At 64.7% G+C, this 20,125-nt stretch carries 17 protein-coding genes and 1 riboswitch; of the genes, 2 read left to right on the forward strand and 15 right to left on the reverse strand.

From position 1 onward, the window contains the following. Positions 1 to 45: 45 nt before the first annotated feature. A riboswitch (cobalamin riboswitch) is annotated at positions 46 to 238 on the reverse strand. A 215-nt stretch (positions 239 to 453) separates the two neighbouring features. From dxs to GV002_RS03195, 10 genes are all read right to left on the reverse strand, one after another. Further along, positions 454 to 2,349 (reverse strand): 1-deoxy-D-xylulose-5-phosphate synthase, encoded by a 1,896-nt coding sequence (dxs, locus tag GV002_RS03150; RefSeq protein WP_160017002.1) that lies wholly within the window; start codon positions 2,347 to 2,349, stop codon positions 454 to 456. 104 nt (positions 2,350 to 2,453) lie between these two features. Then, a complete protein-coding gene (locus GV002_RS03155; RefSeq protein ID WP_160017003.1) occupies positions 2,454 to 5,726 on the reverse strand; it encodes an acetyl-CoA carboxylase family protein in 3,273 nt (1,090 codons plus the stop codon). Positions 5,727 to 5,878: 152 nt separating this feature from the next. Next, positions 5,879 to 6,766, reverse strand: coding sequence for a polyprenyl synthetase family protein (locus GV002_RS03160; protein WP_160017004.1), 888 nt, complete (start codon positions 6,764 to 6,766; stop codon positions 5,879 to 5,881). Then, positions 6,763 to 7,005, reverse strand: coding sequence for an exodeoxyribonuclease VII small subunit (locus tag GV002_RS03165; RefSeq protein WP_024309614.1), 243 nt, complete (start codon positions 7,003 to 7,005; stop codon positions 6,763 to 6,765). Before GV002_RS03165 ends, GV002_RS03160 begins: the two co-directional genes overlap by 4 nt. A gap of 176 nt (positions 7,006 to 7,181) precedes the next feature. Next, positions 7,182 to 7,949, reverse strand: coding sequence for a sulfite exporter TauE/SafE family protein (locus GV002_RS03170; protein WP_160017005.1), 768 nt, complete (start codon positions 7,947 to 7,949; stop codon positions 7,182 to 7,184). A gap of 69 nt (positions 7,950 to 8,018) precedes the next feature. Further along, positions 8,019 to 8,546 carry a cytochrome C gene (locus GV002_RS03175; protein ID WP_160017006.1) on the reverse strand — a complete coding sequence of 176 codons (528 nt, stop codon included), beginning with the start codon at positions 8,544 to 8,546 and terminating at the stop codon, positions 8,019 to 8,021. Between the two features lie 14 nt (positions 8,547 to 8,560). Beyond that, on the reverse strand, positions 8,561 to 9,082 hold the full coding sequence (locus tag GV002_RS03180) for a methylamine dehydrogenase light chain (protein WP_160017007.1): 522 nt from the start codon (positions 9,080 to 9,082) through the stop codon (positions 8,561 to 8,563). Positions 9,083 to 9,098: 16 nt separating this feature from the next. Further along, the gene (gene mauD, locus GV002_RS03185) at positions 9,099 to 9,710 is read right to left on the reverse strand and encodes a methylamine dehydrogenase accessory protein MauD (protein ID WP_160017008.1); all 612 of its coding nucleotides are present in this window, start codon (positions 9,708 to 9,710) and stop codon (positions 9,099 to 9,101) included. A gap of 3 nt (positions 9,711 to 9,713) precedes the next feature. Beyond that, complete coding sequence (locus tag GV002_RS03190; protein WP_160017009.1) at positions 9,714 to 10,253, reverse strand: MauE/DoxX family redox-associated membrane protein; 540 nt, start codon at positions 10,251 to 10,253, stop codon at positions 9,714 to 9,716. A 12-nt stretch (positions 10,254 to 10,265) separates the two neighbouring features. Beyond that, positions 10,266 to 11,414 carry an amine dehydrogenase large subunit gene (locus tag GV002_RS03195; RefSeq protein ID WP_160017010.1) on the reverse strand — a complete coding sequence of 383 codons (1,149 nt, stop codon included), beginning with the start codon at positions 11,412 to 11,414 and terminating at the stop codon, positions 10,266 to 10,268. A gap of 332 nt (positions 11,415 to 11,746) precedes the next feature. On the opposite strand from GV002_RS03195, the gene GV002_RS03200 reads away from it, so the two are divergent. Together GV002_RS03200 and GV002_RS03205 are read left to right on the forward strand one after the other, a co-directional pair. Next, positions 11,747 to 13,072, forward strand: coding sequence for a hypothetical protein (locus GV002_RS03200; RefSeq protein ID WP_160017011.1), 1,326 nt, complete (start codon positions 11,747 to 11,749; stop codon positions 13,070 to 13,072). 128 nt (positions 13,073 to 13,200) lie between these two features. Then, positions 13,201 to 13,677 (forward strand): MarR family winged helix-turn-helix transcriptional regulator, encoded by a 477-nt coding sequence (locus GV002_RS03205; protein ID WP_160017012.1) that lies wholly within the window; start codon positions 13,201 to 13,203, stop codon positions 13,675 to 13,677. A gap of 9 nt (positions 13,678 to 13,686) precedes the next feature. Here GV002_RS03205 and feaR read toward each other — a convergent pair whose 3' ends face one another. The 5 genes from feaR to GV002_RS03230 all read right to left on the reverse strand — a co-directional run bounded on the left by feaR (position 13,687) and on the right by GV002_RS03230 (position 20,106). Continuing rightward, on the reverse strand, positions 13,687 to 14,637 hold the full coding sequence (feaR, locus tag GV002_RS03210; protein WP_160017013.1) for a transcriptional regulator FeaR: 951 nt from the start codon (positions 14,635 to 14,637) through the stop codon (positions 13,687 to 13,689). A gap of 266 nt (positions 14,638 to 14,903) precedes the next feature. Continuing rightward, positions 14,904 to 16,391 (reverse strand): aldehyde dehydrogenase family protein, encoded by a 1,488-nt coding sequence (locus tag GV002_RS03215; protein ID WP_160017014.1) that lies wholly within the window; start codon positions 16,389 to 16,391, stop codon positions 14,904 to 14,906. A 318-nt stretch (positions 16,392 to 16,709) separates the two neighbouring features. Continuing rightward, complete coding sequence (locus tag GV002_RS03220; RefSeq protein WP_160017015.1) at positions 16,710 to 18,266, reverse strand: PAS domain-containing methyl-accepting chemotaxis protein; 1,557 nt, start codon at positions 18,264 to 18,266, stop codon at positions 16,710 to 16,712. Positions 18,267 to 18,319: 53 nt separating this feature from the next. Further along, positions 18,320 to 19,087 carry a class II aldolase/adducin family protein gene (locus GV002_RS03225; RefSeq protein ID WP_160017016.1) on the reverse strand — a complete coding sequence of 256 codons (768 nt, stop codon included), beginning with the start codon at positions 19,085 to 19,087 and terminating at the stop codon, positions 18,320 to 18,322. A gap of 14 nt (positions 19,088 to 19,101) precedes the next feature. Continuing rightward, positions 19,102 to 20,106, reverse strand: a complete 1,005-nt coding sequence (locus tag GV002_RS03230) for a ketopantoate reductase family protein (protein WP_160017017.1) — start codon at positions 20,104 to 20,106, stop codon at positions 19,102 to 19,104. Between the last annotated feature and the right edge of the window lie 19 nt (positions 20,107 to 20,125).

Consider the following 20,125-nt stretch of genomic DNA (forward strand, 5'->3'; position numbering starts at 1 on the left):
CGCAAGCGCGGGCAGGGCAGCGCTTGACCGTGTCGCCCTCCGCAACACCAGTCGCACCGCCTTGGCCGGTCTCCGGGCTGTCGACCCGCGTCCGCCTTCCCAGGCCTGGCCCAGTGGCTGTTGAACGCGGCGCAAGCTCAGCGCTTGCTGTCGATTACCGTTGCGGGGGCAGCGTCGGCATCGCACCGACTTCCCGTTCAGCAGACCGTTGAAAACTACCTGCGTTGGCAATACTGCGTTAAGAACGGCCTCAAAATGCTCATTTACAACTCGTAAACTCCGCTTTTTCGGCCGTTCTTGCCTTGTCTTGCCTGCCTCGCCTACGTTTTCAACGGCCTGCTGACGCCGCTTGCGCAGCGCACCCAGGCGGAACATGAATGGCGCGCACCTTAGTGCGCGCGAGTATGAATGACAAGCAAGCCGCGCTCATTCAGCGATGAGCGGGCTTCATGCTCAGGCCTTGAGCAGGCTCAGGCGTTGACGTACCGCGCGTTCGATACCCGCGTCGTCGAGGCCGCATTCGGCGAGCATCTGGCTGGGTTTGGCGTGTTCGACATAGTAGTCCGGCAGGCCCAGGTGCAGCACCGGTACCTGGCGATTTTCTGCAGCGAAGAATTCGCTGACCGCGCTGCCGGCGCCGCCCATGATGCTGTTTTCCTCGAGGGTCACCAGCAGCTCATGGTTGTCTGCCAGCTCGCGTAGCAGGGTTTCGTCCAGGGGTTTGACGAAGCGCATATCGACCACAGTGGCATCCAGCGTTTCACCCACGCGCAGGGCTTCGGCCAGTTGCACGCCGAAGGCCAGCAGGGCGACGCCCTTGCCCCGGCGGCGCACTACCGCTTTGCCGATTTCCAGCGGCTCAAGGCCTGCATCGAGCGGTGCGTTGGGGCCGGTGCCGCGCGGATAGCGCACCGCTGCCGGGCCGTCGAACAGGTGGCCGGTGGTGAGCATGCGGCGCAACTCGTTTTCGTCGCTCGGAGTCATCACCAGCATGCCGGGGATGCAGCGCAGGTAGGACAGGTCGAAGCTGCCGGCGTGGGTCGGACCGTCTTCGCCGACCAAGCCGGCGCGATCGATGGCGAACAGCACGTCGAGGTGCTGCACGGCGACGTCGTGGATCAGTTGGTCATAGGCACGCTGGAGGAAGGTGGAATAGATCGCCACCACTGGCTTCGCGCCCTCACAGGCCATGCCGGCCGCAAGGGTCACGGCGTGCTGCTCGGCAATGGCGACGTCGAAGTAGCGCTCGGGGAAGCGCTCGGCGAAGGCCACCAGATCCGAGCCTTCCTTCATCGCCGGGGTGATGCCGACCAGACGGTTGTCTGCCGCAGCCATATCGCACAGCCACTGGCCGAACACGTTGGAATACTTGGGGCCAGCCGGCTTTTTGGGAGCAGCGCTGGGGGTGACGGGTTCGAGCTTGGTGATGGCGTGGTAGCCGATGGGGTCGACCTCGGCCGGGGCGAAACCCTTGCCCTTCTTGGTCACCACATGCAGGAACTGCGGACCGTCGAGGTCGCGCATGTTACGCAGGGTGGCGAGCAGGGTGGGCAGATCGTGGCCGTCGATGGGGCCGACGTAGTTCCAGCCCAGTTCCTCGAACAGGGTGCCGGGCACCAGCATGCCCTTGGCGTGTTCCTCTACCTTGCGCGCGATTTCCCAGGCACCGGGCAGGCGCGAGAGGATCTTCTTGCTGCCTTCGCGCATGCTGGCGTAGGTGCGGCTGGAGATGATCTTGGCCAGGTAGTTGGACAGGCCGCCGACATTCTTGGAGATCGACATGTCGTTGTCGTTGAGGATCACCAGCATGTTGGCGCCGACGTCGGTGGCGTGGTTCAGCGCCTCGAAGGCCATGCCGGCGGTCAGTGCGCCGTCGCCGATCACCGCCACGCTCTTGCGCTTCTCGCCCTTCAGGCGGGCAGCGATGGCCATGCCCAGGGCGGCGCTGATACTGGTGCTGGAGTGACCGACGCCGAAGGTGTCGTACTCGCTCTCGCTGCGGCGCGGGAAGGCGGCCAGGCCATCCTTCTGGCGCAGGCTGCCCATGCGCTCGCGACGGCCGGTGAGGATCTTGTGTGGGTAGGCCTGATGGCCGACGTCCCACACCAGACGGTCATCGGGGGTGTCGAAGACGTAGTGCAGGGCGATGGTCAGTTCGATCACGCCTAGGCCGGCACCGAAGTGCCCGCCGCTCTGGCCGACGCTGTAAAGCAGGTACTGGCGCAGTTCGTCGGCGAGGGTTTCCAGGTCCGCTTCGGCCAGGCGGCGCAGCTCATCCGGCGTGTTGGCGCTGTCCAGCAGCGGCGTCAGCGGGCGCTCGCGGGGGATCTCGTGGAAAGTGGTCGGCATCAGGCGAATCGTTATAGGTGTAAAAAGATGCGGCAGTTTACCCGAAAAAGGTGGCTGCAAGCTTCACGCCCCGTGCGACAAGCCAGCGTCCTCGCACGGGGCCCCTACCAGGTATCGACGAACGGCCGCTTGCGACCCTCGCGCCGCACCGGGCGCGGTGTGGCTGCCAGCCCGCGCAACAGCCAGGCGCGGCTGTCAGCCGGGTCGATCACGGCGTCGATCTCCAGATAACTGGCCATGTTCAGCGCCTTGCCGTTTTCGTAGGCCTTGGCCACCAGTTTGTCGAACAGCGCCTGACGCGCGTCGTCGTCTGGCTGAGCTGCCAGTTCCTTGGCAAAGCCCAGGCGCACCGCGCCCTCCAGGCCCATGGCACCGAATTCTCCACTGGGCCAGGCGGCGGTGAATAGCGGCGAATGGAAGCTGCCGGCAGCCATGGCCTGGGCACCGAGGCCATAGCCCTTGCGCAGCACCAGGGTGAAGAAGGGCACCGTGAGGCTGGCGGCGGTGACGAACAGACGCGAGACGTGACGCACCGTGGCCTGCTTCTCTGCCTCCGGGCCGACCATGAAACCGGGGGTATCGCACAGTGAAACGATGGGCAAATCGTGTGCCTCGCACAGTTGCAAAAAGCGTGCAGCCTTGTCGCCGGCCACTGCATCGATGGCGCCGCCCAGGTGTGCGGGGTTATTGGCGATCAGGCCGAAGGGCTTGCCCTCGATGCGGATCAGCGCGGTGATCAGGCCGGGTGCGAACTGACGGCGCAGCTCCAGCACGCTGCGGTGATCGGCCAGCAGTTCGATCACCTTGCGGATGTCGTATACGCGCAGACGATTCTCCGGGATCACCTGGCGCAGTTCGCGGGCATCGCTGCACTGCCAGTCGCTGAGCGGGCCCTGGAAATAACCCAGGTACTGCTTGGCTATGGCGACCGCTGCGGCCTCGTCTTCGACCTGCACGTCGATCACGCCATTTGGGCCCTGAACACTGGTCGGGCCGACCTGCTCGGGTTTGAAGCTGCCGAGGCCGCCACCTTCGATCATCGCCGGGCCGGCCATGCCAATGCTGGCGTTACGCGTGGCGATGATCACGTCGCAGCAGCCGAGCAGCGCCGCATTACCGGCGAAGCAGCGACCGGAGACGACACCCACCGTCGGTACCAGGCCGGAGAGCTTGGCCATGCCGACAAAGGTGTGGCAGTCCAGCCCGGCCACGCCGACGAAATCGGTATCGCCCGGCCGCCCGCCGCCGCCTTCGGCGAACAGCACCACGGGCAGGCGCCATTGTTCGGCCAGGGCCAGCATGCGGTCGGTCTTCTTGTGGTTCATCACGCCCTGGGTGCCGGCGAATACCGTGTAGTCGTAGGCGATGGCCATGCAGCGCGCGGCCTCGGCGCCGAACTGCGCAGCGCATACCGTGCCGATACCGGCGACCAGGCCATCGGCCGGACTCAGCTCCTGCAGTTCCTCGGGCGAGCGCCGACGGCGCTGGGCGGCCAGGGCCATGGCGCCGTATTCGATAAAGCTGCCGTCATCGAGCAGGTCCGCCAGGTTCTCCCGAACCGTTCGATGGCCGGTCTTGCGCCGCTTGGCCACCGCTTCGGGGCGGCGCGCGTCGGTCAGGCGCGCATGGCGTTCCAGCACTTCAGCCAGATCAGCGCGGATATGCGCCAGGTCAACCGCCTGCTCACCGTAGGCGTCGAGGCCGTCCACCTCGGCTGGCTCCACGAACAGCAGCGCCTGGCCTTCGCCGATGGCGTCACCCGGCGCCACGGTCAGCGCGCGGACGATACCGCTGTGCTCGGCCTTGACCTCGAATTCCATCTTCATCGCTTCCAGCACGGCGATGGGCTGGTCGGCGGCCACGGCGTCACCCTCGGCGACCGACAGGCTGACCAGCACGCCGGTGCTGGGTGCATTGAGCGCCAGGGTGCCGGGCGGTGCATCGACAGTATCCTTGGCACTTTGTGCAGATGCGGCGCAGGCGAAGTAATGATGTGGATGCGCCTGTTCGCGGGCGGCGAGCAACTCGCCCAGGTGACGCTCGACGTAGGTGGTGTCGACCCGGTTGGCGATCACCTCGTCGCGCTGCAGCAGGTTCTGCAGCAGGTGCAGGTTGCTCGCCACGCCTTCGATGCGGAACTCGCACAGCGCCCGGTAGGCACGGCGCAGGGCGCCGGGGTAGTCGCCGGCGTTGGCGATCAGCTTGGTCACCAGCGAGTCGTAGGCCGGGCTGACGGCGTAGCCGGCATAGCCGCAGCCATCCACGCGCAGGCCGGGGCCGGAGGGCGGTTGGTAGGCGGCGAGCACACCGGCCGCCGGGCGCGCGGTACCGTCGGCGAGCAGGGTTTCCAGGTTCAGGCGCAGCTGCACGGCACAGCCTTTCGGCGCGGCCGGAGTGAGCAGGCCCAGCTCGTCCAGGCTTTTACCGGCGGCCAGGTGCAGTTGTGTGTGCAGCAGGTCGACACCGGTGATCTGCTCGGTAACGGTGTGCTCCACCTGCACGCGCGGGTTGGCTTCCATGAAGTAGAAGCGCCCCGGCTGGTCGAGGTCGAGCAGGAACTCGAAGGTTCCGATGCCGCGATACTGCACCTCGGCCGCCAGGCGTAGTGCGCTGGTGATGATCGCGTCACGGGTGGGCACATCCAGATCGGGACTGGGTGCAATCTCCACCAGCTTCTGGTGGCGGCGCTGCAGGCTGCAGTCGCGTTCCCACAGGTGGCTGACCGCGCCGCTGCCGTCGCCGAGCACCTGCACTTCGATATGCCGGGCGCGGCGCACGCGCTTCTCCACGTACAGTGCGCCGCTGCCGAAGGCCCCCTGGGCCTCGGAGGTGCAGCGGGCGAAAGCCTCGGCCAGTTGCGCGGCATCGTCCACCGCTCGCATGCCGCGTCCGCCGCCACCGGCCAGGGCCTTGAGCATCACGCTGCCGTGCTCGGCGAGAAAGTCTGCGGCCTGCTCCAGCGTCACCGCCTGGTTGATGCCGGGCACCAGCGGCACCGCACAGCGTTCGGCCAGGTCGCGGGCGGCGGCCTTGTCGCCGAACAACTGCAGGGTTTCTGGCGAGGGGCCAATGAAGGTCAGCCCGGCTGCCTGGCAGCGACGGGCGAACTCGGCGTTCTCGGCGAGAAAGCCATAACCGGGATGGACGGCGGTGCAGCCCTGCTCGCGGGCAATGGCGATCAGCTGGTCCATATCCAGATACGCGGCCACGCCTCGCCCTGCGAGCGGCACTGCCAGATCCGCCTTGCGTGTGTGCAGGCAGGCACCGTCATCTTCGGCATACACCGCGACACTGCGGATGCCGAGATCGGCACAGGCCTGGGCGATGCGGATGGCGATCTCGCCGCGGTTGGCGATCAGCAGGGCGGGGAAGGGCATGGCGGCTCCAGACGTCTTGTCGTTATGGAGCCATCTTAGGAGCCTGGTCGCAGGGGTAAAGCAAGCCTTATGCGGCGATCATGGCGACATAGATTGCAATGATGGGGCGAGCGAGTGGATTTCGCGGCTGAAGCCGCTCCCACAAGAGCGGACTAGCTGCGCCGTTCGACTATGTAGCGCGCCAGCTCGCGCAGCGGTTCGGCGCTGTTGTCGAACGGGCGCAGCATGTGCAGGGCCTGGTCGCGCAGCTCTAGGGCATAGTCTTTGGCCGCGTCGAGGCCGAGCAGTGCAGGGTAAGTGGGTTTGTCGTGGGCTTCGTCCTTGCCCTGGGTCTTGCCCAGGGTGGCGGTGTCGCTCTCCACGTCGAGGATGTCGTCCTGCACCTGGAAGGCCAGGCCGATGGCGCGGGCGTATTGCCGCAGGGCCTTGTGCGCGAGCTCGTCGGTATTGCCACTGGCCAGGGCGCCGAGCGCCACGCTGGCCTCGATCAGCGCGCCGGTCTTGTGCCGGTGCATCACTTCCAGCGCCTGCTGGTCGAGCCTCCGGCCGACCGAGCCGAGGTCGATGGCCTGGCCGCCGACCATGCCGGCCGGGCCAGCAGCCTGGCTCAGCAACTCGATCATCTGCAGTCGCGTCTCGGCATCCTGCGGATTGCGTCGGCGGTCGGCGAGCACTTCGAAGGCCAGGCTTTGCAGACCATCGCCGGCAAGGATGGCACTGGCTTCGTCGAAGGCCTTGTGGGTAGTCGGCTGGCCGCGACGCAGATCGTCGTCGTCCATCGCCGGCAGATCGTCATGCACCAGCGAGTAGGCGTGAATCAGTTCCACCGCACAGGCGGCACCATCGGCACGTTCGAGATCACCGTCGAGGGCTTCGCAAGCGGCATAGACCAACAGAGGGCGCACGCGCTTGCCACCGTTCATCACGCTGTAGCGCATGGCCTGGTAGAGGCGCTCGAGCTCCGTGCGTGGTGCTTGAAACAGCGTTTCCAGTGCCGTGTCGACGCGGGTCTGGCAGCGTTTCTGATACGCCGCGATCATGCGGGCTCGTCCGTGTCGAAGGGCGCGGGCTGCAACTCGCCGTCGCGCTCGAGCAGAATCTGCACTTTCTGCTCGGCCTGGGCCAGGGCGGCCTGGCATTCGCGGGTCAGGCCGATGCCCTGTTCGAAGGCGGTCAGCGAGTCTTCCAGCGACAGCTCGCCGCTCTCCATGCGCTCGACCAGCGTCTGCAGTTCGGCGAGGGAGTGTTCGAAGTCGGGGGCGGCTTTCTTGCGGGCCATGGCGGCGGGTCTCGGGCAGCGTGGAAACCGCGCGACACTAGCAGAGGTGCGCCACTCGGGCAAATCAGCGGGGCAGCAGGTGTGCTGGCCGAGGGCGCAGTCCGGGATTGGGGCCTGAGTAGGGTGCGCCGCGCGCACCGCCGTGGAACCCTGGTGCGCACGGTGCACCCTGCGGCCTATCCCAGGTAGGTGCTCCAGAAGTAGTAAAGCGTCATCGTGCTGCCGACCAGGATGACGAAGCTACGCAGCAGTGCCGGTGGTAGTTTTTCGCCCAGTGCGCCGCCGGCATAACCACCCAGGGTGGCGCCGGTGAGCAGGATCGCCAGCTCGTACCAGCTGACTCGGCCGGCGATGACGAAGGTCAGGGTGGCGATGCTGTAGATCACTGCCGAGATCAGGTTCTTCAGTGCGTTGGCGCGGGCCAGCGGGTGACCTTCGATGGAAAAGGCAGCCAGTTGCAGGATACCCATGCCGGCGCCGAAGTAGCCGCCGTAGATCGATACGCCAATGTGCGCACCCAGCGACAACGGCGTATGTGGCGGATGCTCGGCTGCCTTGCGGCGTGCCGCCAGCGCGCGACCCAGCCAGGGGCTGGCGGCGAACAGAGCGGTGGCCGCCAGCAACAGCCAAGGGATCAGCACGCGGAACACGTCATCGCCACCCGCCAGTAGCAACAGGCCACCGAGCAGGCCGCCAGCCAGCCCGGCCAGCAGCAATGGGATCAGGTAACGCCCCAGCGGGCGCAGCGAGGCACGTGCAGCCCAAGCGCCGGCCAAGCTGGCCGGCCACAGCGCCACGGCGTTGGTGGCATTGGCCGTCACCGGCGGCAGGCCGGCGGCGAGCAGGGCCGGGAAGGAGAAAAAGGTGCCGCCGCCGGCCAGGGCATTCATGCCCCCAGCGGCGAAACCGGCGAGGGCCAACAGCAGCAGATCGAACAGAGTCATCAGGCAGGCTCGCACGAAAAAGGTGCAGCATAAGACCTGAGGTATTACTCAGCCAGCCCGACCATTGGCTCAGGGCGTATCGTCGCCCATGCCGTCATTGATCGGGATGCCCAGCTCACGCATCTGCTCGATCAGATGAGCGCGAGTATCCGGCAGGTTGAGCATGCTCACCTTGCGCAGTTGGGCCACCTCATCGGAGCTGTAAGGCTGGTAATGCGCCGGCATGCTCTTGCCGGCCATGCCGTCCTCGCGCAGCAGCCAGTTGAGCAAATCGGCCAGTTGTGCGTCGTTGAGCGCCGATTGCGACATGCCGGGCACGCGCACCAGGAATTCACGCCCGCCCTCGACCTTGAGAAAGTGGCCGACGAAATCCTTCATGTTCGGCGTGTCGTTGGCCTTCGAGCCCGTGCCGTCGTCCAGGTGGCAGCCGGCACACTGCAGCTGGTAGTTGACCGGCGTGCTGTACTGGGCCTGGGCAATGGGCTTCTGTTGCTCCTCGTTGCCGGGAGCAGGCCGCTGGTCCGGGTTGGGAATGGCGCGAGCCATGACCAGAGGGGCGACCATGGCGCAGGCCAGTCCGATTATGAATGCACGCATGGTCGCCCCCTGTCTCACACTGCGACGCCTCGGATTACGGCAACCGTGCAGTTGTAGATGCTCGACTTGGCGGCCAGGCACCAGTTGATGTCGTTGTTGTTGAACGGCCGGTACAGCGGCTCCTCGCTGTCGTTGCGGGTACAGGCGCACTGAGCGCAGCTGTGCTTACCGCAGCAGTCGTTGTAGGCAATGATGTAGTCCTTGTCATCGCCCGGGTTGCGGCAGGTGCCGATCCAGGTAACTTGCGATACTTCGGTGCCCGGTGGGCAGGAGGTCACGGTGCCGCCGCAGCAGCTGCACAGGAAGCCGTCGATGGAGCAGTAGCGCCAGTAATCGCAGCTGTTGGGGTCGCCTGGGTCACCGGCTTTCGGTGCCTCGGCGGCCAGCGCCTTGCTGGTGCGGTCAATGGGCAGCAGCACCGGCAGAGCGGCACCGGCGACCATCAGCGAGCCGAGGCGACCGAGAAAGTTGCGTCGTGAGGTGGTGTTGGCCACATGGCGAGTGGAGCGTTCGAACAGGCGGTCTAGCAATTTCATGTCAGGGCTCCCTGGCTCAGTGGTTGTGCGCGCCGTGGGCGTGCTGGCTGTTGTGCAGGTACTGCTGGAGGGTGGCGCTACCCAGGTGCTCGGTCTCGAACAGGCTGTCGAGGTGCTCGCGGGAGTTCACCAGGCCCTTGGCGCGCAGCACGCCAGCGTTATCGATCAGGGCCGCATAGGGCAGTTTGCCGATCTGGTAGGTCATGCCCACTTCGGGGCTTACCACGTAGGTGGCGTCTTCCAGCTTGTGTTCAGCTATCAGGGTCTTCTGCGCATCCATGTCGCCGTCGCTGACGTAGAGCACGTCGAGACGATGGGCTTGTTCCTTGGCGATGGACTTGATCGACGGCAGCAGGGATTTGCAGATCGGGCAGGTGGGCGATAGGAAGAACAGCAGCTGCGCCTTCTCGCCGGCATAGCCTATGTTCACCGGACGCCCGCTGCGGTCGGCGGCAGTCAGTTGCGGTGCGGGCTCGTTGACGGCCACGCCTTTGTCGACCATGAGCGCGCCGGCTGGCGCCAGGCGACCATGCAGAACACCGATCTGGCGTACCAGCCCCATGACGGCGAAGGCCAGGGCAATCAGCAGGCACCAGAGCAGAATGTTAGAAACGATCAGAGCTTCCATGATTCACCTTCCAATGAGTTTGAGCAGACGGGGGCTGTTGGCCATCAAACCATCAGCAGCGGCGTAGATCAGCAGGGCCACGGCACTGGCAGCGATGACGACGAAACCGTCGAACACGCCCAGACCACGGCTCAGTGGAGCGAGACTGGCGACCAGTGCCAATCCCACCAGAACGGCATTGCGTGCCAGCAGCACCGGGCGAATCGGCTGCGCTTGTTGTGGCCCGGCGCAACCGCAATCGATATCACGTCGGCCACGCCAGAGGTTGATGGCTATGGCCAGGGCGTAGCCCGCGAGCAGCGCAGCAGCAGCGAGGGCCGCAACCTGACGAGCCGCTGGAACCAGCAGGGCGAAGGCCAGGGCCGCCTCGATCCAGGGTAGAACCCGAGCCACGGGGCGCACCAGGGCTTGCGGCAGCAACTGGTATTCCTCCAATTGGCTGGCGAAACGAGCCGGTGCGCGCAGTTTGTGGGTCGCGGCGCTGGCCAGGATCACCGATACCGCGAGTGCGGCAGCGATGACGAATATCGGATCGGGTTGCATGGCTGCACCTCGTCAGTGACTGAGTATGTGAATCGCGGTCTTGGCGATGCTTTCCACGGTTCCGGTATGTTTGCCGCTGGTCAGGTCGAAGACCTCAAGTCCGCCGACCACATTGGCGCCGAGTAGTCGCGGCTGGTCATCGGTGGTCGCTTGCAGGCTCCAGATCGGCGCCGGGGCTTCCATAGTGCCGATTCGCTTGCGCGTCTTCAGGTCGTAGACCCAGATGATTGTGCTCGGATCTTCCCATTTCAGCGGTTCGTGGGCGTCGTGCATCAGTGCGTACAGGCGATTGAGCTTCGGCGCTACGGCAATCAGTTGCCAACCGCCCGGCGCCCAGCCAGCTTTCTTGTCGGCGGCTTCGCTGACCAGCTCCCAGGCCGGAATGATCTTCGGCTTCTCGCCAGAGAAGTCCACGGCGCGCACGGTGCCGGTGGTAGTGACGAAGTAGTAGGTATCGCCCACTGCGTAGGCGCGCTCCACCAGCTTCTCGGCGTTCGGGTCGAAGAAGGCGGTGTGGGTGCGTGCGCTTTCCTGGCCGGCATCGTCCAGTGTTACCACCTGCAGATTGCCGTCGCCGCACAGCGAGGCGAAGCGGCGTGTGCCGACCGGGTAGTTGAGTACGCAGCCTGGAATCGAGATCTCGCTGACCACTTTCTTGGCTTGGGTGTCGACCACCGTCACCGAGGTGGAGGGAGTGAAATTGTAGATGTAGATGAAACGGTCATCCGAGCTGGCTCCCAGAGCGTGGCGTTCCGGCAGCATCACAGCGCGCTTGTTCGGGATTTCCACTTCCCAATCGGGAGAGAGGGTGCTGGTGTTCCAGGCGGTGAGCACGTCGGTGCGGATGCCGCGAGTGCCGCGCGAGTAGAACAGGTCGGCGGTGTACAGGTACTTGCCATCGTGGCTCAGGGTCGAGGGTGCGGCGAAACCGGTGCTTACCATGCCAAGCATGCGCTTGCTGTCCGGATCGACCACGGTGATCCGCCCCGTCACCAGGTTCTCGAATTCGGCATCGACGATGTAGGCGCGGTGCGGCGACGGCGGGAAGGGCAGGGTTTCCTGGCCGATGGTGTCACGGGGAAGCTCGGCATGGGCGCCGAGCCCCACCAGGGACAGACCCAGCGCCAGGGCGGTCTGTTTGATGATCCGAGGTGTTCGCATGGAGTTCTCCTTGTTGTCGGGAGTGCGGGGTATTGCCGACGGAGTCGAGCGCAGTCGGACTGAATGGCGGGTGAGCATGCAGGCGTTCTCCGAGGGCAAATGATTCGGGATGGGCATCGCCACGATCCTAAAAACGCAGCTAACTGGCTTGTAAGCGCCTGCAAGAAACTTGTATTTGCCTGCCAGCGTGCAGGCCTGGCAGCGGCGTGCGATGGGAGGTCGAGCGATCTGGCAGGCGTAGGCAAGTGAATGGCAGGCAGATGAAAGAGTGCGAGAGGGGCAGGGAATAGCGTCGGGGTCTGTCAACTTCACTCACCACTCTGGGGCAACTCATGTCCAAGCTACCCGCCTTCCATCTCTCTACTCTCGCGCTGCTGCTCGGTGCCGCATTCCCCGCCGGTGCAGTGGAGCTTTACGCCGATGCCGACACGCGCGTGCAGGCCAATCTCGAAGCCGTATTCGGCCTCTTTCACAGCCGTGAGAACTATGCCCCGAGCGGGCGCCTGGAAGAGGGCAGTTCCTCCTGGCGCGAGGGCTATGTCAAGTATGGCCTGAGTTTTGATCAGGGCCTGGCAGGCGTGGGCAGCTCCTATGGGGCACTCTCCATGCTCAGTTCCGCTACCTGGGGCGATGGCGATGCCGCTGGTTTCTCCGATGGCTCCGAGCGCACCACCAAGATCGAGGATGCTTACCTCGGCTGGCGCTCGGGAAATCTCTTCGAGGCGCTCGGCGAGGACGGCGTGGACGTCTCCTTCGGTCGGCAGAACGTCATGGTCGGCGATGGTTTCCTGATCAACGGTGATGCGCTGAACATCGGCAAGGGCCTGGCTGACGGCGAATTCAGTCGCGGTGGTGCTTATTACCTGGCGGCGCGCAAGGCGTTCGATCAGACCGCAGTGCTGCGTCTGGGCGATCAACAGGGCTGGCGTGGCGACCTGATGTGGCTGAAGTCCGACAACCGTGCGCAGGCCAAGACCGAACTCTACGTCGGTACGCTGGAGCATGTAGCTGATGCCGGTACGGTAGGCCTCACTTATATCCGCACGCGTGATGTCGACGAGCGCTACGCTTCGCCCTCGCAGCTCCAACGCAAAAGCATGGAGACCTATAGCCTGCGCGCGGCGGGCAACGCCGGCGTGGAGAACCTGTCGCTGTCCGGCGAGTACGCCATGCAGGATCGCGACCAGGGCACCGACGAGAATGCCTGGTACCTGGAGGCCGGCTGGACCTTCGCTGATGTCGCCTGGTCGCCGACGCTCAGCTATCGCTATAGCCGTTTCTCGGAAGGTTACGACACGCTGTTCTACGGTTTCAGCCGTGGCTATGGCACCTGGTTCCAGGGTGAGGTAGCGGGCAACTACGCCGGGCCGTTCAACACCAACAGCCGTGTGCATCACGTCGGCCTGCGTGCCAGTCCGTTGGAGAACCTCAGTGTCGGCGCGCTGTGGTTCGACTTCGATACGCTCGATCGTGAGCGTGGTGATTTCTCCGGCCGCGAGCTGAATCTCTACGCTCAATGGGGACTGACCGAAAATTTGGTGATGATGCCGGTTGTGGGTCTGTATCAGCCGAAGAAAAGTGCCGAGAACGGTGGCGCCCAATTGGGTAACAACGACCGCAACCTTTACAGCCAACTGGTCTTCGCCTTCCACTTCTGATACCCGACACACGTGCCTCGCCAGTGCTTTATAGCGAGGCATGGCGGCCTCTGAGTCGCGATGTCACGGTGCAACGATTACGAGAATTATCTATTATCTCGCCTTATTCCCATCGAAGCGGTCTATCCATGAAGGTGCCGAAGAAACGTCGCAATCGCTATAACCCGATCAGCGAAGATTTTCACAAGGAAGAGTTTCCGTTCTATTGGCTGGTGCGTGTTCACGCCCGCTATTCGATGAGCATGGAGAGGCTGCTGAAGAAGGTCGATCTCGACATTCCTCGTTGGCGCGTTCTCAACATCCTTTACGAAACCCAGGATGCGAGTATTTCGGAGATTTCCGAGTTCGCCGTGGCCAAGCTCTCCACCATCACCAAGATCGTCTACCGGATGAAGGACGACGGTCTGGTCGATACCCGCCAGAGCGATCTCGACGGCCGCGTGACCCAGGTGTCCATCACGGAAAAAGGCCGTCAGGCCTACTTCGCCATGCATGAGGTCACCGCAGAGCTGTTTCATGCCGGTTTCAAGGGGATGACCGAAGCGCAGATTCGCAAGCTCAATCAGACCCTGGCGAGCATGTTCGACAACTTGTCCGAGATCTGAGCCGCCGAGTCAGCCATGCAAGAACGTATGGCCTGCCATCTGGCGGTTCAGGGCGTCGGCCCGATAGGCGCGCGGCGACACGCCGTAGCAGTGCTTGAACACGCGCGAGAAATGCGCCGAATCGGTGAAACCCCACTTGTAGGCGATGGTGGTGATCGGTAGCGCCTGGCTGCCGGTGTCGGCCAGTTCCCGCGCGCTGCGTTCCAGGCGCTGGCGCTGGATGTAGCGGCAGATGCTGTCACCGTCGATCTCGAACTGGCGGTACAGCTTGCGCACCGACACGTTCAGCTTCGCCGCCAGCTCGGTCGGTGTCGGCGCATTCGGTAGCGACTCGCTGATGATCTTCTCCGCCAGGCGGCGCAGTGGGCGGCCCGGTTCGAGCAGTTGCTCGTCGTGGAAAGCCGGTGGCAGCAGGGCGATCAATGCGTTTTGTAGGGCGGAACCGTAGTGGTTCTGGGTGGCCGAGCTGAGTTCGCCATTGGCGATCTGCTGCAAGATGCCTTGTAGCAGGTGTCCAGTCGGGTTTTCCTGCTCCAGCTTGCCAAAGCGTCGAGCTGTTACCGGCAGCAGAGGGTCGACCATATCCCGGCATAGGTGTACCGACAGTTGGCGGATCAGCCCTTGCGGCTTCATCTCGAAGGTCTGCGCCGAATCGAGCAGGGCCATGTCGCCGGGGTGCAGCACGAACTCGCGATCACCCTGGTCGATGGCCATCACACCCTCGCGCTGCATCACCAGGAAATAGTAGCGATCATCGGCGCGGGCACTGTTACCACGCTGGCGGTTGATGGCCAGGGCGTTGGTGCTGATATCGGCGATTTCCAGGCCGCCCAGGTCGATGCGCTCTATCTCGCCGATGAAGGTTGTGTCATGCCAGGCTGGTCGGGTTTCAAAACGCCCACAAACGCTGTGAACGCTATGGTTCCAACGTTCGAAATCACGGGATGTATGCACGCTCATGAGGCAGCCTCGCTTTATTCTTGGTGTTTTGGTGCGCTGTTTGTGTCGTTTCTGCACACTTGGCAAATAACGTGAATATTCAAGCATTTTTTGAGCCAGAAACCGCCATGTGATGTCGTATTGAGATCGGTGGCGGGTTCCGTGCGGGCGGTCGAATGCCGGCGCGTCCGCGCGTCAGTGAGCCGACTCGGGGGCATGTGAGAATGGGGGCTTGGCGGGGGGAGGAACGGGCCGCCGAGAGTGGCTGGCGGCCCGTTTGCAGCCTGTCAGTAGCGGATCATCACCGATTTCAGTTCGGTGTAGTCGTCGATGAAGGCGCTGCCGAATTCACGACCGGTGCCGGAGGCCTTGATGCCGCCGAAGGGCACCGAGGGGTCGAGGAAGGTATGCATGTTGACGTACACCGTGCCGGCCTCGATCTGCGGGATCAGACGCAGCGCGCGCGACAGGTCGTTGGTCCACACGCTGGCGGTGAGGCCGAACGCCGAATCGTTGATCAGTGCCGGCAGTTCCTCGACCTCGTCGTAGGGCAGCACGCAGAGGATCGGGCCGAAGGTTTCTTCGTGCAGCAGGCGATCCTGCGGCCCGTTGGCCAGCACCACGGTCGGCTCGACGAAGTAGCCGGGGCGTGCCAAGGGGTTGCCGCCGCAGACCACCTGGCTCTGCTCGCGGGCCAGTTGCAGGAATTGTGAAACCTTGTCGAACTGCGGCTTGTTGGCCAGCGGGCCGAAGTTGACGCTCTCGTCCAGCGGCGAGCCAATGTTCATGCCGTGCAGCGCCGCAGTGAATTTCGCCAGGGTCTCGTCGAGGCGCGAGCGGTGCACGTAGATGCGCTCCGGCGCGGCGCAGACCTGGCCCTGGTGTACGTAGCCGGTCTGGATCAGGCCAGCCACAGCGCCGTCGATATCGGCGTCGGGCAGCAGCGCGGCGGCGTTCTTGCCGCCCAGCTCCAGGGTCACGCGGGTGAGGTTGGCGGCCATGGCGCTCTGGCCGACCTTGAGCCCGGTGGGCACCGAGCCGGTGAAGGACACCTTGGCCACCTGCGGGTGTTCGATCAGGCTGGCGCCGACCTCACCAGTGCCGTTGACCACGTTGAATACGCCCGCCGGTACCCCTGCATCGATGGCCAGTTCGGCCAGGCGCAGCAGAGTCAGCGGAGTGAACTCGCTGGGCTTGAGTACCAGGGTGCAGCCGGTGGCCAGGGCGGCGGCGATTTTCCAGATGCCGATCATCACCGAGAAATTCCACGGCACGATGCCGGCCACCACGCCCACTGGCTCGCGGCGGGTGAAGGCGGTGTACTGCTCGCCAGCCGTGGAGGGGAACGACGGGCTCATGGTCTCGCCGTTGATCTTGGTCGTCCAGCCGGCGTAGTAGCGCAGGAAGATGGCGCTCTGGCCGACTTCGAACATGCGCGAGAGGTGGATGGACTTGCCGGAGCAGAGGGTTTCCAGTTGCGCCAATTCCTCTCCATTGGCCTCCATCAGATCGGCCAGGCGATTGAGCACCACGCCGCGCTGATAGGGCGAGGTTTGCGCCCATTCGCCCTTGAAGGTACGGCGAGCGGCGGCGATGGCCGACTCGACCTCGTCGGCGGTGGCGCAGGTGATCTGCGCGATCACTTCACCATCGGCCGGGTTGACAATGGGGATGCGCTTGCCCGATGTGCCGGCGCGGTGCTGACCGTCGATGAAATGGGCATGGTTGCGCTGAAGGAACTCGCGCACCTGAGGCAGTAACTGGATTTCGCTCATGGAGGACTCCGGGGAGGGGCGGCCCGAGGTTCTGGGCCTCTGTGGCCGGCTGGGGTACCCGGGCGCCGATGGGCTCGGGCCGGGAATATCTGGGCGCTATTCATAGCACCCGACCAGCGAGGGAAAATTGATCATGGCGGACAGCTTGTTGTAGATGCCTGCCACTCTGGCGCCGTCAGTGCCGGGCGGCCCTGACTCGCGCCCAGGCTTCGTCGAGTACCTGCTTCTGTCGGGGCGGCAGGCTTTCCAGCAGGTAGCTGCGGCCCTGCTTGATCCTGGCAGCCCAAGTCTTGTACCTGGCTGCCAGGTGGTGCAGCGTCAGCCCCTGAGGAAGCGCTGCGCCAAACCCAGTTGCGACTCGGCCAACTGGTGCAGTGCCTGGCTGATCTCGTTGGTGCGCCCGGCCTGCTGACTGCTGCGTTCGGTAAAACCGGCGATCTCGGTGATCTGCTGGTTGATCTGCTCGGCGACCTGGCCCTGCTGCTCGATGGCGGCGGCCATCTGCAGGCTCATGCCGCTAATCTGCGCGACCTCGGCGCAGATACGTGTTAGTGCCTGGCGCGCCTGCTCGACGTCGGTGCTGGCGCGTACTGCCGCCTGCTCGCCGCGCTGGGCGGTGGCCAGGGCGGTGCCGCTGTCCTGACGCAGGGTTTCGAGCGAGCGCTGAATCTCATGGGTCGATTCGCGGGTGCGCGAGGCTAGGCTGCGTACTTCGTCGGCGACCACCGCGAAGCCCCGTCCTGACTCGCCAGCGCGGGCGGCTTCGATCGCCGCATTGAGGGCCAGCAGGTTGGTCTGCTCGGCGATGCTCTGGATCACCTCGGCGACGCCGCCGATGGATTCGATGGCCACAGCCAGGCTGCCGACCGCCTGACCAATCTCGCCCACCGAGTGACGCATGGTCTGGGCCGAGCGCTGGCTGTCATCGGACAGACGTTCGCCATCGCGAGCCAGTTGGTCAGCGTTCTGTGCGGCCTGCGCGGTGTGCTGCAGGTTACGCGACAGCTCCTGGATGGTGGCGCTCATCTGGTTGATCGCGGCAGCGGTCTGCTCGGTCTCGCGCACCTGGCGATCCAGGTGCTCGACCGAGTTTTCCACCACATCGGCCGAGGTCTGCGCCTGCTGGCGCAGCACCACGCTATTGATGCAGATACGTGACATCACCGTGGTCATACGCGCGCGCTGGCTTTCCAGAGCCATGGCCAGCAGGCTGACCGGGCCGGGTTGCTGGGCGTGCAGTGGTGCCAGCAGCGAGTCGCTGAAGGCCTGGCCATGCTGGGCGAGGAGGGCGCGGATCAATTGACGCTGGCGCAGCGCTGGCTGCAGGCCGGCGAGCCCCAGCGCGAACAGCAGCGGCAGGCCCGCAGTGGCTGGTAAGTAAGCCAGCAGTGTCGCAAGCAGCGTGGCAAGCCCAAGCGCCAGTTGCAGACCGTGCCCTGCCAGCAGTGCGACGAGACGCTGACCCGCATTCCACGGCGCCTGGCCCCGTGCCAGACGCGTATAGAGGAACTCGGCACGGCGTGCCTGTGCCGGCTCGATGGGCTGGTATACGGTGCCCAGCGCCGCCAGCTTACCGTCGTCGAACAGCGGGACCACGTAGAGGTTGCGCCAGTCCTGGTCGCCCTGCCTGTGGCGGATCATCACCGGTGCGGTCCATGGCACGCCGGCACGTAGGGCGCGCCACATGCTGGCGACCACCGATGTCGGCATGCGTGGATGATTGATCAACTCGTGGGGTTTGCCGACCAACTCGTGCTCGGCGTACCCGCTCATGTTCAGGTAGGCGGCGTTGCAGGTGAGCATAACGCCCTGTGGATCGAGCCGGGAAATCGGCGGTTCCTCGAAACCCGTTGGTGTGTTGACGGCAGTTTGCATGGCACGACTCCTCGGCTGTGACCCGTTGTGGCCTGCCTATGCAGGCCGTGCGATTACCAGTCCATGCTCCGTTCGGCGCGCATCTTGCGCACCATGGCGTCATAGAACTTGGTGGCGAAACCGCTCTCGCGGATCAGCATCGCGGTGAGGTTGGAACATTTGGCCGCGATGCCTTCTTCCAATGGGTTGTCCTCGCCGCCCAGGGCACCGGCAGCGCATTGATTCTCGGCGGCGCGTTGCACCGTCCAGAGCAGGAAGAAGGTCTTCTCGATGCTGCTTTCGCCTACCGCGATGCCGTGGTTGCGCAGCACCAGCACATGCTTGTCGCCGAGGCTCTCGATCATTCGCGCCTTCTCGTCATCGAACAGGGTGATGCCCTCGAAGGTGTGGTAGCCAATGCGGCCATAGAGCTGGGCGCCGTAGAAGTCGTCGTGGGTAAAACCGCGCTTCTTCTGCACCACGGCAGATATCGGCGTGGTATGGGTGTGGATCACGCACTGGATGTCTTCGCGCGCACCGTGCACGGCGCTATGCAGGGCGAAGCCGGCGGGGTTGCCGTCGTAGGGCGAGGCCTCCAGTTTCTTGCCGTGCAGGTCGACCTTGAGCAGGTTGCCCGGCATGACTTCGCTGTAGTTCAGGCCGAATGGATTGACCAGGTATTGGTGAGCCGGGCCGGGCAGGCGCGCGGAGATGTGGTTGAAGATGGTCTCGGTCCAGCCGAACCAATCGACCAGGTGGTAGCAGTAGGCGAGCTTGACGCGCAGCGCCCATTCTTCGTCGCTGCAATGGGCGGGTTTGCTGAAATCGGTCATGGCGGTCATGGCGAAGTCTCGTATCAAGGTGTGGGGGAATGGACGTGACCGGGTGCGCTGCGGAAGCGCGCCAGGGCGAGGATGTCCTGAGTGGTGGGCATGGCCAGGCCCTGGTAGCCGGCCAGTTCTACGACCGCATCGCCGATGGCGGCGAGTTCAAGTGGGCGGCCCTGTTCGTAGTCCTGCAGCATGGACGTGCGTACCGCGCCCATGCCGGCACCCAGCTCAATGAATGTCTGCGGATCGAAGGCGATGCGTGCACCGTAGGCGGCTGCCGTGAGCAGGGTTTCCTGAAGGATTTTGCCGACCACCGTTTTCAGCTCGGCCTGGCCGTACAGCTCTTCCAGGGTCGCGCCGGTCACCACTGACAGCGGGTTGGAGGTGATGTTGGCGATGATCTTGGTCCACAGCTGGTCGCGGATGCGCTCGGTGGCGCGCGCTTCGATACCGGCCGCAGCGATCAGTGCGCGCACCCGCTCCAGGCGTTGGCTCATCTGCCCATCCGGCTCGCCGAAGATCATCAGGTGCGGGTTGTTCGAGCGCACCACGCCGGGAGCGCTGCTTTCGGCAGTGATGAATACCACGCAGCCGAGCACGTGGCGCAGGTCGAGACTGGCGCTGAGTGCGCCGTCAGGGTCGACCGCCTCGACGCGGCGGCCGGCGAGGCGCCCTTCGTGGCCGTGGAAGTACCACCAGGGCACGCCGTTGACCACCGGCACCACCACGGTGTCGGGGCCGATTAGCGGTGCCAGTTCGGGCAGCAGGCCGACCAGGGCCGGCGCCTTGGTGCAGATGAACAGCAGATCCTGTTGACCGAGTTTGCGGCAGTCATCGCTGGCGCTGACCTGTACGCGGTGTTCGCCGTCCAGATCGGTCAACTGGATGCCGCTGTCGCGCAGCGCGGCGAGCGTCTTGCCGCGCGCCAGCAGGCTGACCGGCTGGCCGCTTGCGACCAGGCGGGCGGCGAGGGTACAGCCGATGGCGCCGGCACCGGCGATACCGACGCGCAATAGCTTGGAATCAGGCATGCGTGTGTTTCCTTGCGAG

It is taken from the genome of Pseudomonas sp. 8O, assembly GCF_902506495.1.
Classification (GTDB): Bacteria; Pseudomonadota; Gammaproteobacteria; order Pseudomonadales; family Pseudomonadaceae; genus Aquipseudomonas; species Aquipseudomonas chaetocerotis.

Bases quoted from the DNA above. Each gene is read 5' to 3' on its own strand.
- feaR (WP_160017013.1), bottom strand. From the start codon at position 14,637: ATGAGCGTGCATACATCCCGTGATTTCGAACGTTGGAACCATAGCGTT.
- GV002_RS03170 (WP_160017005.1), bottom strand. From the start codon at position 7,949: ATGACTCTGTTCGATCTGCTGCTGTTGGCCCTCGCCGGTTTCGCCGCT.
- GV002_RS03195 (WP_160017010.1), bottom strand. From the start codon at position 11,414: ATGCGAACACCTCGGATCATCAAACAGACCGCCCTGGCGCTGGGTCTG.
- mauD (WP_160017008.1), bottom strand. From the start codon at position 9,710: ATGGAAGCTCTGATCGTTTCTAACATTCTGCTCTGGTGCCTGCTGATT.
- dxs (WP_160017002.1), bottom strand. From the start codon at position 2,349: ATGCCGACCACTTTCCACGAGATCCCCCGCGAGCGCCCGCTGACGCCG.
- GV002_RS03190 (WP_160017009.1), bottom strand. From the start codon at position 10,253: ATGCAACCCGATCCGATATTCGTCATCGCTGCCGCACTCGCGGTATCG.
- GV002_RS03180 (WP_160017007.1), bottom strand. From the start codon at position 9,082: ATGAAATTGCTAGACCGCCTGTTCGAACGCTCCACTCGCCATGTGGCC.
- GV002_RS03160 (WP_160017004.1), bottom strand. From the start codon at position 6,766: ATGATCGCGGCGTATCAGAAACGCTGCCAGACCCGCGTCGACACGGCA.
- GV002_RS03155 (WP_160017003.1), bottom strand. From the start codon at position 5,726: ATGCCCTTCCCCGCCCTGCTGATCGCCAACCGCGGCGAGATCGCCATC.
- GV002_RS03200 (WP_160017011.1), top strand. From the start codon at position 11,747: ATGTCCAAGCTACCCGCCTTCCATCTCTCTACTCTCGCGCTGCTGCTC.
- GV002_RS03175 (WP_160017006.1), bottom strand. From the start codon at position 8,546: ATGCGTGCATTCATAATCGGACTGGCCTGCGCCATGGTCGCCCCTCTG.
- GV002_RS03205 (WP_160017012.1), top strand. From the start codon at position 13,201: ATGAAGGTGCCGAAGAAACGTCGCAATCGCTATAACCCGATCAGCGAA.
- GV002_RS03220 (WP_160017015.1), bottom strand. From the start codon at position 18,266: ATGCAAACTGCCGTCAACACACCAACGGGTTTCGAGGAACCGCCGATT.
- GV002_RS03215 (WP_160017014.1), bottom strand. From the start codon at position 16,391: ATGAGCGAAATCCAGTTACTGCCTCAGGTGCGCGAGTTCCTTCAGCGC.
- GV002_RS03225 (WP_160017016.1), bottom strand. From the start codon at position 19,087: ATGACCGCCATGACCGATTTCAGCAAACCCGCCCATTGCAGCGACGAA.
- GV002_RS03230 (WP_160017017.1), bottom strand. From the start codon at position 20,106: ATGCCTGATTCCAAGCTATTGCGCGTCGGTATCGCCGGTGCCGGCGCC.
- GV002_RS03165 (WP_024309614.1), bottom strand. From the start codon at position 7,005: ATGGCCCGCAAGAAAGCCGCCCCCGACTTCGAACACTCCCTCGCCGAA.